The organism is Rhizobium sp. YTUHZ045 (assembly GCF_051124255.1).
In the GTDB taxonomy this organism is placed as follows: domain Bacteria; phylum Pseudomonadota; class Alphaproteobacteria; order Rhizobiales; family Rhizobiaceae; genus Rhizobium.
This window is the reverse complement of sequence record NZ_CP101433.1, coordinates 466,061-477,767: the sequence shown is the minus strand read 5'-3', so window position 1 is coordinate 477,767 and position 11,707 is coordinate 466,061. Positions and strand designations below refer to the sequence as shown.

General features: G+C 62.2%; 12 protein-coding genes. 4 read left to right on the top strand and 8 right to left on the bottom strand.

Annotated features, from left to right (window positions below):
• From hpaI to NMA58_RS24475, 4 genes are all read left to right on the top strand, one after another.
• A complete protein-coding gene (hpaI, locus tag NMA58_RS24490; RefSeq protein ID WP_434714282.1) occupies positions 1–807 on the top strand; it encodes a 4-hydroxy-2-oxoheptanedioate aldolase in 807 nt (268 codons plus the stop codon).
• Between the two features lie 174 nt (positions 808–981).
• The gene (locus NMA58_RS24485) at positions 982–1,770 is read left to right on the top strand and encodes an SDR family NAD(P)-dependent oxidoreductase (RefSeq protein WP_434714281.1); all 789 of its coding nucleotides are present in this window, start codon (positions 982–984) and stop codon (positions 1,768–1,770) included.
• Between the two features lie 15 nt (positions 1,771–1,785).
• Entirely contained in the window at positions 1,786–2,565 is a 780-nt protein-coding gene (locus NMA58_RS24480; RefSeq protein WP_434714280.1) for a MoaF C-terminal domain-containing protein, read from the top strand.
• A 7-nt stretch (positions 2,566–2,572) separates the two neighbouring features.
• Positions 2,573–2,962 (top strand): nuclear transport factor 2 family protein, encoded by a 390-nt coding sequence (locus NMA58_RS24475; RefSeq protein ID WP_434714279.1) that lies wholly within the window; start codon positions 2,573–2,575, stop codon positions 2,960–2,962.
• Positions 2,963–2,995: 33 nt separating this feature from the next.
• On the opposite strand, the gene NMA58_RS24470 is transcribed toward NMA58_RS24475, so the two are convergent.
• From NMA58_RS24470 to NMA58_RS24435, 8 genes are all read right to left on the bottom strand, one after another.
• On the bottom strand, positions 2,996–3,952 hold the full coding sequence (locus tag NMA58_RS24470) for a helix-turn-helix domain-containing protein (protein ID WP_434714278.1): 957 nt from the start codon (positions 3,950–3,952) through the stop codon (positions 2,996–2,998).
• Between the two features lie 12 nt (positions 3,953–3,964).
• Complete coding sequence (locus NMA58_RS24465) at positions 3,965–4,681, bottom strand: ABC transporter ATP-binding protein (protein ID WP_434714277.1); 717 nt, start codon at positions 4,679–4,681, stop codon at positions 3,965–3,967.
• Position 4,682: 1 nt separating this feature from the next.
• Positions 4,683–5,387 carry an ABC transporter ATP-binding protein gene (locus tag NMA58_RS24460; protein WP_434714276.1) on the bottom strand — a complete coding sequence of 235 codons (705 nt, stop codon included), beginning with the start codon at positions 5,385–5,387 and terminating at the stop codon, positions 4,683–4,685.
• On the bottom strand, positions 5,384–6,421 hold the full coding sequence (locus tag NMA58_RS24455; RefSeq protein WP_434714274.1) for a branched-chain amino acid ABC transporter permease: 1,038 nt from the start codon (positions 6,419–6,421) through the stop codon (positions 5,384–5,386). The genes NMA58_RS24460 and NMA58_RS24455 overlap by 4 nt, the downstream gene beginning before the upstream one ends.
• Positions 6,418–7,284, bottom strand: coding sequence for a branched-chain amino acid ABC transporter permease (locus NMA58_RS24450; RefSeq protein WP_434714272.1), 867 nt, complete (start codon positions 7,282–7,284; stop codon positions 6,418–6,420). The genes NMA58_RS24455 and NMA58_RS24450 overlap by 4 nt, the downstream gene beginning before the upstream one ends.
• A gap of 68 nt (positions 7,285–7,352) precedes the next feature.
• Entirely contained in the window at positions 7,353–8,606 is a 1,254-nt protein-coding gene (locus NMA58_RS24445) for an ABC transporter substrate-binding protein (RefSeq protein ID WP_434714271.1), read from the bottom strand.
• Between the two features lie 50 nt (positions 8,607–8,656).
• A complete protein-coding gene (locus tag NMA58_RS24440; protein ID WP_434714270.1) occupies positions 8,657–10,252 on the bottom strand; it encodes a GMC family oxidoreductase in 1,596 nt (531 codons plus the stop codon).
• Between the two features lie 3 nt (positions 10,253–10,255).
• Entirely contained in the window at positions 10,256–11,662 is a 1,407-nt protein-coding gene (locus NMA58_RS24435; RefSeq protein ID WP_434714269.1) for an aldehyde dehydrogenase family protein, read from the bottom strand.
• Between the last annotated feature and the right edge of the window lie 45 nt (positions 11,663–11,707).

Below are 11,707 nucleotides of genomic sequence, written 5' to 3'. Positions count from 1 at the left end.
ATGCCGGCGCCTAAAAATCTCTTCAAGCAGGCCCTGAAGGAGGGCCGGGCGCAGATCGGTCTCTGGCAGGCGCTCGCCAGCCCTTACACGGTCGAAATCTCAGCCGGTGCCGGTTATGATTGGCTGCTGCTCGATGCGGAGCATGCACCGAACGACGTGCCGCTTCTCGTCTCCCAACTGCAGGCGATGAAGGGGTCGGCAAGCCATGCGGTGATCCGTCCGCCGATCGGCGAAACCTGGATCATCAAGCAGATGCTCGACATTGGCGCGCAGACGCTACTTATTCCGATGGTCGAGAGCCAGGAAATGGCTGAGACCATGGTCAAGGCCGTGCTCTATCCCCCACATGGCGTGCGCGGCGTCGGCGCCGCCCTTGCACGTGCCTCCGCCTTCAATCGTGTTCCCGATTATCTCCAGACGGCCAATGACGAGATCTGCCTGCTCCTGCAGGTCGAAAGCCGCGCGGGGCTTGCGGCGCTCGACGCCATCGCCGCGACCGAGGGTGTCGACGGCGTCTTCATCGGTCCTGCCGATCTCGCCGCCGACATGGGCTATCTCGGCAATCCGGGCGCGCCGGAGGTGCAGGTGGAAGTCGAAAAGGCTCTCGCCAGGATCCAGTTTCACGGCAAAGCCGCAGGTATCCTGATCGGTGACCTCTCGCTCGCCAAGCGTTATCTCGAGCTCGGCGCCCGTTTCGTCGCGATCGGCAACGACGTCACGCTGCTTGCCAATGCGACGACAAGGCTGCTTCACGACTTCAAGAAGGCGGATGCCGCCAAGTCGCCGGCGGACGCGAAAGTCTACTGATTTCCTGAATCCGATCCCCTCGGACGCAGCCGTCTTCGGCTGTCTCCGATCCTGCGGATTTCCACAATTAGCTGACAATATTATGCACGCTCAGTCAAAACGGACTGCACAGCTGGACGCGACGCCTCTGCCCGTATCGATCATGATTGCCCTCGAAAGCCACAAGGAGGGCACATGCGTTTCAACAACAAGACGGCGCTGATCACCGGCGGCGGCACAGGCATCGGCGCCGCAGTCGCCCGCCGCATCCGGCAGGAGGGCGGCAATGTCGCGCTCGTGGGCCGCCGCCCTGAGCCGCTTCGCGCCGTAGCAGATGAAATCGACGCCACCATAATTGCTGCCGATGCAGCCGATGGCGCTGCGATGAGGGCCACAGTGGAGAAAGTCGTCGAGGCCTTCGGTTCGCTCGACATCCTGATCGCCAATGCCGGGGGCCATGGTGTCGGACCAACCGTCAGCATGTCGGATGAGACCTGGGATCTCGCCGTTCGCCTGAACCTAAACACCGCCTTCGTCAGCGCCCGCGAGTCCCTGCCCCATCTCATCAAGAGCAAAGGCAATATCGTCGTTCTCGCCTCCATCGCCGGGCTCTTCGCCGGGCCGGATGCCGCAGGCTACGTCACCATGAAGCATGGCTGCATCGGGCTCGCGAAATCGCTGGCGCGCGACTACGGCCGCAAGGGCGTACGCACCAATTCCGTTTGCCCCGGCTGGGTGACGACACCGATGGCCGATGAGCAGATGCAGGTCATAGTCGAAAAGTTCAAACTGAAGAGCGTCGAAGAAGCCTACGCGCTTGTCACCAAGGACGTGCCACTCGGCCGACCTGCAAGTGCCGAGGATGTCGCCAATGCCGTATGCTTCCTCGCCTCGCGCGAAGCTTCGATGATCAACGGCGCGGTCCTGACCGTCGACGGCGGCGGCGGCGCCGTCGATTTGCCGACCCTTGCTTTTGTAGAATAACAGGAGGAAATAGCGATGAACCAGAATCCCAAAGACTGGAAGACCTACGACGAATTCGCCTATGGCATCGATACGAATCGGCTGCCAGCAACAGAAGCTCTCACCGGCTCGTCACACAAGATCTCATTCGGCGACGGCCGCACTCTTGAGCTTGCCTTTTCCAAGGGCGCGGTCAAATGGTCTGATGGCAAGGACAGCGGCAGCGACGTGTCCGAAGTGATCGAAGTCGCGCCGAAGACCTATTTCGTCGAGATCATCTTCGCCGGCCGGCCCAAGGAAGCCGAGACGCTGATCCTCAATACCGAAACGCGCCGCGTGCTGTCCATCTACTCGGTCATTCGCGAAGTCGAGGCTTCTACCGGTGAGCCGCGGGTCGCGCAGATCTTCCGCCCCGGCGTCATCGACGGTGGTACGGCGAGCGGACTGGTACCGCATGAGAGCCGCGATCTGATCGGGCTCAGGGCGCACTTCACCTATAGTCCGAACCACGTCTACGAGCACACCTATCTCTCGTCGCAGCGCTATGCCTGGCAATGCCTCGTTGGTGTGCAGCGCGGTCATGGCGATGTTGATCTAACGACGACCTATAAATTCGACGACAATCTCTACATCTTCACCTTCCGCGAGTTCAAGATCGCGGTCGCATCGACATTCTTCTACAATTTCAACGAGATGCGGTCGACGGGCAAGTTCCTCGGCATCACAGGGGATGGCCGCGTCCAGAATAGCCCAGCCGGCGCCTTCATTCGCAAGGCCTCGATGACCTACTACCTGCCCGGCCAGGAACCTGTGTGAGGACGCCATGCGCAAAGCAATCGAGATCGTAAAGGCGCATTACGACGCCAATGACCGCCACGACATTGATGGCATGCTTGCAGACATCGCACCCGATTGCCGCTGGACGGAAATGGATGGCTTTCCCTGTGCTGGCACCTATGTCGGCCCGCAGGAGGTCTTCAAGAACGTCTTCCAGGCGCTCGGTAAGGCCTTCGACGGATATACCTTCAAACTCGAACGCCTTCTCGATGCCGGCGACGAGATCGTGGCTGTTGGAGATTACAGCGGCACGCACAGGGAAACGGGCAAGACCTTTAATGCCCGCGTTGTGCATGTGTGGAGCGTGGCGGGAGGCAAGATACGACGTTTCGAGCAGTTCACAGATACGTTGAGAGTAGCCGAATCCATGCGCTGAGAAACCGGGCGGCCGGGCTTTGGCCGGGCCGTCTTATCTCGTCTGGGAGATCCTGGCCTTGCGCCATTGCGACGGCGAAACACCATAGCGACGGCGGAAAGCGCGTGAGAAATGAGCGCTTGAGGAAAAGCCGAGTGCAAAGGCAATCCCGGAGATTTCTCCGGCATAACCACCGGCATTGCGCAGTTGCGCCGCAGCTTTCTGTACGCGCAGATCCCAGATGTAATCCGAAGGCGTCACGCCCTCGACCTCGAACGCACGATAGACATAACGCACCGAGCAGCCCATTTGTCGCGCAATCATCGTGACACTCAGGTCCGGCCTTTCGAGGTTGTTGTCGATGTAATCCCTGATCCGCTGAAGAAGCACATGTAGCGGATTGGCGACTGGTCTTGTTTGCTGCAGGTCAGCGCCGACCATCGTGCGCACAAGCTCGATCATGGTCTGGCCGACGCTAAAGCGCCGGGCTTCGTCCAGATGATCGATCTCACGGATGGTCGAGTCCATTAGGGATAGAAGGATCCGGCACATTCCGGCCTGCTCGGCACGTGCCGTGAAGGGCTGTGCCAATCGTTCGACGGCCGCGGCAGGGAGCGCATGACGCGGCAACTGCAGCAGCAACCGGCGAACCGGCTTGTTGTTCGTCAGCATGTAGGGACGGCCGGGATCGTAGATGACGAGCGAATCGGCCGAAACCGGTGAATGCAGCCCGCGCCGATCGAGTGAGGCATCGCCTTCCGGCTGCACGACCAGTTTGATCGCATCCGGATCATCGGACCCGACCGCTGCATGCTCGCCGAAAACGACGTGCCGATCCACCTCCAGCTGCGTCAGCCGGCAACCGCCCAGCATGGCCGATACCATCCGGCTTTTTTGCTCGTCGGCTGCACCGAAGTGAAGGCGGACATCTCCGGACATGTTCCGGGCGAGCCCGGCGAACTCCCGCCCGCGGGCGTCCTCGATGGACTTATGAAGTACTGCAGCCGTCATAGAAAACTCGTTTCAGGTTGCAAGATAGGCGCCGTGGAGAATGTCCGGCTGTGCCTTAAGGGTAGCCGAGGCGCCGGCAAAGACGAGGCGCCCGCGTTCGAGCACAAGAGCCTCATCGGCGAGTTCGAGCGCGAGATTAGCGAACTGCTCGATGAGCAGCACGCCGATGCCGTCGGCGGCGGCAATCTTCAACGCTTCGGCCAGACGCTTGACGACGGCTGGCGCAAGGCCGAGCGACAGCTCGTCGACGATCATGAAACGCGGCTTCGCGACGAAGGCCTGCGCCATCGCCACCATCTGCTTCTGGCCGCCAGAAAGATCCGAGGCCGATTGACGCCGCCGCTCGGCGAGTTCCGGGAAGATCTCGTAGGCGCGTTCCAGCCCCTGCCGGCGCGCCGCTGCCGAGGGTTCGAGCGCGGCGACCAGGATATTGTCTTCCACGGAAAGCTGCCCGAGCACGCGGTGGCCTTCGAGCACGAGCGCGAGGCCGGTACGGCGAATGCGATCGGCCGAAAAGCCTTCGAGAGGGCTGCTGCCGAGACGCACGAACCCGTCACGAGGCAAGACCCCAGCCATGGCCATGACAGTGGTCGACTTACCGGCTCCGTTGGCGCCTAACAATGTCGTCACCTTGCCGGCCGCGACGGAAAACGAGACGTCATGAATGACGCGCTTGCCGCCGCGCTCGACGACAAGGTTCTCGACGCTGATTTCGGATATGCCGCTCATCTCAGAACTCCCCCAGATAGGCGCGCCGCACATTGGGATCGGAAAGTACGGAAGCCGTCGGACCGAGCGCAAGAAGCTTTCCGTAATCGAGCACCATGGTTTGGCTGCACATGGAGCGGATGAGATCGACATCGTGGTCGATGACCAGCACCTGCGCCCGAAACTCCGCCGGAATGCGCAGAATCAGTTCACGGAAGGCTTTCCCTTCCTCTTCAGTCAAGCCTGCGGCAGGTTCGTCGAGCAGGATAAGCTTCGGCTGGCCGACCACGCATTTGGCAAGCTCGACCAGGCGGCGTTGGAAGAGGTTGAGCGACTGGCCAAGCCGGTCGGCAACCGCGCTCAGCCGGACGAAGGCAAGGGCCTGATCGACCGCGCCCGCGCGCTGCCCGGTTCCGACGACATGATCGGCGATCGCGGCGATGTTGCCGGCGACCGTCAGGTCCTCTACCACCTGTTCGGTCTGGAACGAACGGCGCAAGCCGGCCTGGACCCGCTGCAGCGGCGTCATCGCCAGCAGGGCCTGCTCGCCGAGCAGGACTGATCCCTGGACCGGCTTGACGAAGCCGGAGAGCACGTTGAGCAGCGTGGTCTTGCCCGCGCCGTTCGGGCCGATGAGGCCGCCAACCGGCGCCGTCAGCACGGCGCTGAGCTCATTGATCGGCTTGACGCCGCCGAACTGGACGACGAGATTGTCGATCTTGATCATCGTGGGCTCCTCCGGGAAATCCGGCTGCCGAACCGGCCGATCAGGGCCGATATTTGGCCGGCAATGCCGGATGGTGCCGTTGCCAACGCCTGGAACAGCGCGACGCCGAATATCCCGATCATCACATAGCCGTCGATGCCGAGATCGGTCAGCAGGGCGGGCAGGGCACGCAGCAGCATGCCGGCGATCACCGCGCCGTACCAGTTGAAGACCCCACCGACGATGGCGAGCGCAAACAGATTCAGGCTTTCGAAAGCGCCGAAAGCGCGCCCATCAAGCTGACCGACATTGCCGGCAAGCAGGCCGCCGGCAAGACCGGCGAGAAAGCCGCTCAAGGCGAAGGCCCAGGCCTTGTAGATCAACACATTGACGCCGCTTGCCACCGCGACGGTCTCACCCTTGCGGATCAGCGCCCATGCCCGGCCGGGACGGGCAAGCTTGTGCCACTGGGCAATCAACAGGCCGATTGTCGCAAAGGCGCAGACATAGAGAAAATAGGTGACCTCACCATCGGCCATGGCGGGCCTTGCCAGCATCGCCCGGCCGGAACCGTCAGCCCGCCCGAGGAAACCTCGGCCGCCATCGGGAAAGCCCCAGGCGCTGATGACGATCTGGAAGGCGCCAGCGAGCATCAACGTCACGAGCGCAAGATAAAGACCACGCAGGCGCAGCGCCGGCACACCGAATGCCAACCCCACCACCGAAGCAACGATAGCGCCGGCGAGCAGGCTGACCTCGAAAGGCGGATGGAAAGCGTGGCCGATTCGAAGCGTAATCCAGCCGCCGACGCCGACAAGGGCGAACTGGCAGAGAGAAACCAGGCCAAGCTGGCCGTAAAGGATGGCGAGTCCGGCAACCGATAGCGACAGCGCGACGGCCGAGGTTGCGGCCGAAAGCCAGAAGGAATTGGCAAGGCAGGCGACGGCAATCGAAAAGATCAGCATCGTCACCGGCACCTGGAGAAGCTGCTTTGGCAGGCGCAGCATCGATATGCCTCCGGCCTTGAGGGCGATTGTCTGCTCGTGAATGCTCATCGGTCTTTCAACGCGGCCTTCGCCGCGCCTCCCAGGACGGTGACCGCGGCGAGCGCGATGATGAAAGGTGCGGCCGCGCGATAAGGCGATATCCATGCGATCGGCGTCAGCACGGCCTCGGCGATGCCGATCAGGAGGCCGGCAACGGCCGTCTCCCACAACGAGCGCAACTGGCCGAGGATGGCAGCGGCGATTGCGGGGATGACGAGCAGCGTCAGAAAGGTTCCCTGCAGCCGCACGAGATCGGCTAGCAACAGGCCGGCAAGGCCGGAGAAGATGCCGGTGATGATCCAGGCGGCGGTTTCCGTATAGAGGATGCGGACGCCGAGTACGGCGCTGAGATCGCGATCGTTGGCAAGAGCGCGCATGTCGAGGCCGAGGCGCGTGCGGTTCAGCAGCAGCGTGATCGCGACGACCATGGCGACGGCGAGGAAAATGGCGATGACGCGGGTGAAAGTCAGGCGGACCGCAAAGAGGGAAACGAACATCTGATCGGTCGGGAACTGCAGGCGGCGCGGCAGCTCGCCCCAGATGACGCCCATGATTGCGATCAGGATGAGAGCGGGCGCCAGAGTTCCCACGGCCCGCACCACGACATCGCGATGCGACAGCATGGGCGCGAAGAGCCGGCCATAGAGAAAGCTGATCGCCGTCGAGACGGTGACGGCGACAAGGATGGCGACGGCGAGAGGCATCTTCCACTCGAGCAATTGCCATGCGCAATGCGCACCGATCGCGCCGAATGCGCCGAACGCGAAATTGAGAACGCCGGTCGCCCGAAACAGAACGACGAGCCCGACGCCGGAGAGCGCATAGACAGCGCCAATCCCGAGCCCGGATATGATGAAAGGCAGGATGTTCATAGTCGATCCTCTCGCGTCGTCCGGTTCCGCGGCTTACGACCGCGGAACACATTGGTAGACGTCAGGGCTTAGTTGAGACCGGCGGACTTTTCGAAATTGCGGACGTCCTTCAGCTCCGGATCGGGCGACGGTGCGCAATCGGAGACGACCTTCCACTTGCCGCCGTCGCTGACCGCCATGCGTGTCGTCGAATTGGCATTGTGGCGCGACTGGCCGTCGCCGAAGTACCAGGGAGCGCAGAAGATATCGCTCTTGAAGTTCTTGACCTGACGTACGGCCGCCGATGCGGTCTCACGGGTGATGTCGCCGGGATCGAGCGTCATCAGCGCCTTCTCGGCGATGCGGGCCGAGAGATAGCCGGCCTGGGCGAAAGTATCGCGCGGGTCGGATTTCTGGCCATACTGATCCATGACAGCGAGCCAGTTCTGGTTATCGGGCGTCGTCGCTTCGAGATCGTTGAACTCCATGTTGACGATGAAATTACCATCCCAGCCGGCGCCGATCGTACCCGGCACCGACAGGTCATAAGCCGAAGCTGCGCTCAGGAACTTGATGCTCTGGTTGAGGCCCTGTTCTTCGGCGGCCGTCAGAAGCGGGACTGTCACGCCCTTGGGAAGGCCGAGGATAATCACATCGGGCTTGGACGCCGCAGCCTGCAGGATGGTCGATGTGGAATCGGCGGTGCCGGGATCCATCAGGATCGTCTCGGCCTTCAGGCCTTTCTCCTTGGCGAGCTGGATGATGCCGTCGCAGGACCACGTTCCGACGTTCGGAATGTTCGGGCCGATGCAGACGACCGACTTTGCGCTCAGCTTATCCAGCGCATATCCCATGGCGCCCAGCATCGAGACGCGCGGACCGGCATTGGTGGGCGCGTAATTTTCCGCGAAGAAGCATTCGCGGGGAACGCCGACGCCGGCGACGACGAGGATACCGGACTTCTTGTAGAAGTCGGCATTGGCGCCGCATTCGACGAAGCTCGAATTGCCGACCATCAGCACGGCCTTCTCGTCATTGACGAGTTTGGCTGCAAGCTGCGCGGCGATTTCCGGGTTCCACTGGTCGTCCTCGACCAGATATTTGACCGGCCGCCCCTTGATGCCGCCATTGGCGTTCAGGCAATCGAAATAGGCTTTCGCTGCCTTGGTCGAGTTGGAAAAGTCGTCCGGTCCCGTCTTGCCGGTGATGGCACCGATCACGATCGGCTCGCCGGTTGCCGGCTTGCCGCTATTGTCGCCGCAGGATGCTGCGGCATGCGCGCTGAACGTCGAAACGAGCGTCAGAAACAGGCTGATTGCCAGCCCTCGTAGATTGATAGCCATTGTATCCTCCATTTTGTTGTCCCGCTCCCAACGGGGTCTGAGTTCTCCGATCAGCCGGAAATCGCCTTGCCCGTCATGAAGGCGGCAGCCTTGGCCGCAATCATCATCGTCGGAGCATTGGTGTTGCCGGATACCAGGGTCGGCATGACCGAGGCGTCGCAGACGCGCAGTCCTTCTACGCCGCGAACCTTCAAGTCCGGCCCGACGACCGCCAAACGATCGTCGGTGCGGCCCATGCGCGCCGTCCCGGCCGGATGGAACACGGTCTTTGCCGATTGGCGGATGTAATGACGCAGTGCCTCTGGATCCTTTTCGACGCCCGGCTTCGGCAGCACGCGGCGCTTGACCAGCTTGGCAAGAGCCGGCGCATCGAGGATGCGGATCGCCGTTTCGACGCCGCGCATCAAGGTCTCGATATCGGCGGGATCGGAGAGCAAATTGGCGTTGAAATCCGTCTGGTCGTTGGGATCGGCGCTCTTCAGCCTGATCCAGCCGCGCGACCGCGGCCTGAGATAACACGGCCCGATGCTGAGGCCATGGCCGGGCTCCGGGTCACGATCGACGAAGCCGATCAGCACCGGCAGGACATGGAATTGAACGTCCGGCTGCCCTGTGCCAGCCGTATCGACGAAGCCGCCGCATTCGACGACGTTGGATGACAGCAATCCGTGGCGGGACATGAGATAGCGCAGCATATGGCCGACGGCCCGCAATCCCCTGTCATGACCGAGGATCGAAATCGGCTCGCGCGTCTCACCCTGCACCGGCACTTCCAGATGGTCCTGGTAGTTGGCGCCGACGCCGGGCAGATCGGCGACGACCTTGATGCCGAGCGAGGAAAGATGCGCCCCGTCGCCGATACCGGACAGCTGCAGGATCTTCGGCGTCGCGATCGCGCCCGATGTGAGCGCGATTTCGCGCGACGCCCTGAAGGTCGTGCCGTCGAGCAGTTCGACGCCGACAGCCCGCTGTCCTTCGAACAGGATGCGGGAAACCTTGCGCTCGGTGAGCACCGTCAGGTTCGACCGCTTCTCCGCCTCCCGCAGGAAAGCCTGGGCTGAACTCCAGCGCCGGCCGCCATGGGTGGTGCTCTGGTAGAAGCCGACGCCTGCCTGCTCCGTACCGTTAAAATCATCATTCTGGGGGATGCCGATTTCGGTCGCGGCCTTGACGAAGGCTTCGCTCAAGGGATGGCGGTGGCGAGGATCGGAGACGCGCAAGCCGCCCTTGCTGCCGTGGAACTGGTCGTCCAGCCGCTCATTATTCTCGAGCGAGCGGAAGGCAGGAAGCACATCGTTATAGGACCAGCCATGGCAGCCCATTTGCGACCATGTGTCGTAATCGTTGCGATGGCCGCGAATATAAATCATCGCGTTCACCGAGCTGCCACCGCCCAGGACATTGCCTTGCGGTACGATGCTCGGCCGGCCGTTCAGACCCTTGTCGGGGTTGGAAGCATAGGGGTGGATGTCGATTCCCTTGCCCAATACCTTGAAGAAGGTCGCCGGGATACGAATCCAGGGATCGGCATCCCGGCGTCCGGATTCGATCAGCAGCACCTTGTGCGCCGGATTTTCCGAAAGCCGGTTTGCCAGCACGCAGCCGGAGGACCCACCGCCGACGACGATATAGTCGTAGCTCGTCATGGCTCAGCTCAGCACGGTCTGGATGGTGGTGAATTCCTTCAGTCCTTCGGCACCGAACTCGACGCCGATGCCGGACTGCTTGACGCCGCCGAAGGGCGCATTGGGCTGGATCGTGCCGTGCTTGTTGATCCAGACCGAACCGCATTCGAGCTGGATCGCATAGCGCTTGGCCTTCTCCGCATCGGACGACCAGACGGACCCGCCCAGACCTGCCGGATTTCGATTGGCGCGGGCGATCACCTCGTCGACGTCGCTATAACGGATGATCGGCAAAGCTGGACCGAACTGCTCCTCGTCGACCAGTCGCACGCCGTGGTCAACATCGGCGACAAGGGTGATCGGGTAGAAAAAGCCGGGCCGCTCCAACGGCGCGCCGCCGGTCAGGATACGGCCGCCCTGAGCGCGTGCGTCGTCGACGAGCTCGCGCACCTTGTTGAACTGCATCTCGTTCTGGATCGGGCCGAGAATGCTTGCCTCATCCAGGCCATCGCCAACGACGATCTTTGCCGTGTAGTCGGCAAGGCCCCGGCAGACCTCCTCATAAATGCTGTCGTGCACATAGAGGCGTTTCAGCGCCGCGCAGGTCTGGCCGTTGTTGATGAAGGCGCCCCAGAACAGACCCTCGACGATGGCTTTCGGGTCGGCGTCGGGTAGCACAATGCCCGCATCGTTACCGCCGAGTTCCAACGTTAGTCTTTTCAGGGTGGCGACGGCCGAGGCCATGATCTTCTTGCCGGTTTCGGTCGAGCCGGTGAAGGTCATCTTGGCGATGCCGGGATGGACGGAAAGTGCGGCACCGATGCTGTTCTCGCCGGTGATCACGTTGACAACGCCTGCGGGCAGGACCTCGTTCATGATCTCAACGAGACGAATGGTCGAGAGCGGCGTTAGGGGCGACGGTTTGATGACGACGGTGTTGCCGGCTCGTATGGCCGGCACGATGTGCCAGCAGGCGATCATGACAGGCCAGTTCCACGGCGTGATAGAGCCGACCACCCCGATCGGTTTGCGATGGAGCTCGACGCGCCCTTCATCGTCGTCCTGCAAAATCTCGACCGGCAAATCGAGTTCGGCGGTGTGGCGCGTCCATGCGAGCGCGCCGCCAATTTCGAACCGCGAGCCGAGACCGTTGAGCGGCTTGCCCTGTTCCCGCGTCAGGGTCTGCGCCAGTTCTTCGGCATGCTCATTGATCTTCTCAGCAATCGCCCGGCAGGCCTCGGCGCGTTGCTCGTTCGAGGTCTGAGACCAGCTCTTGAACGCCTCGGTGGCGGCGGCTACGGCCCGGTCGAGATCCGCTTCCCCAGCAAGGGGCATATAGCCGACGATTTCACCATTCGATGGGTTGGCAATTGGCGCATGATGGGGCGTTGCGACTGCTGCGCCGCCGATGAGCAGAGTAGACTGCTTCACGATTTTCTCCTCCCGTGACATCAGGGAGGACTATGACTTTCACAT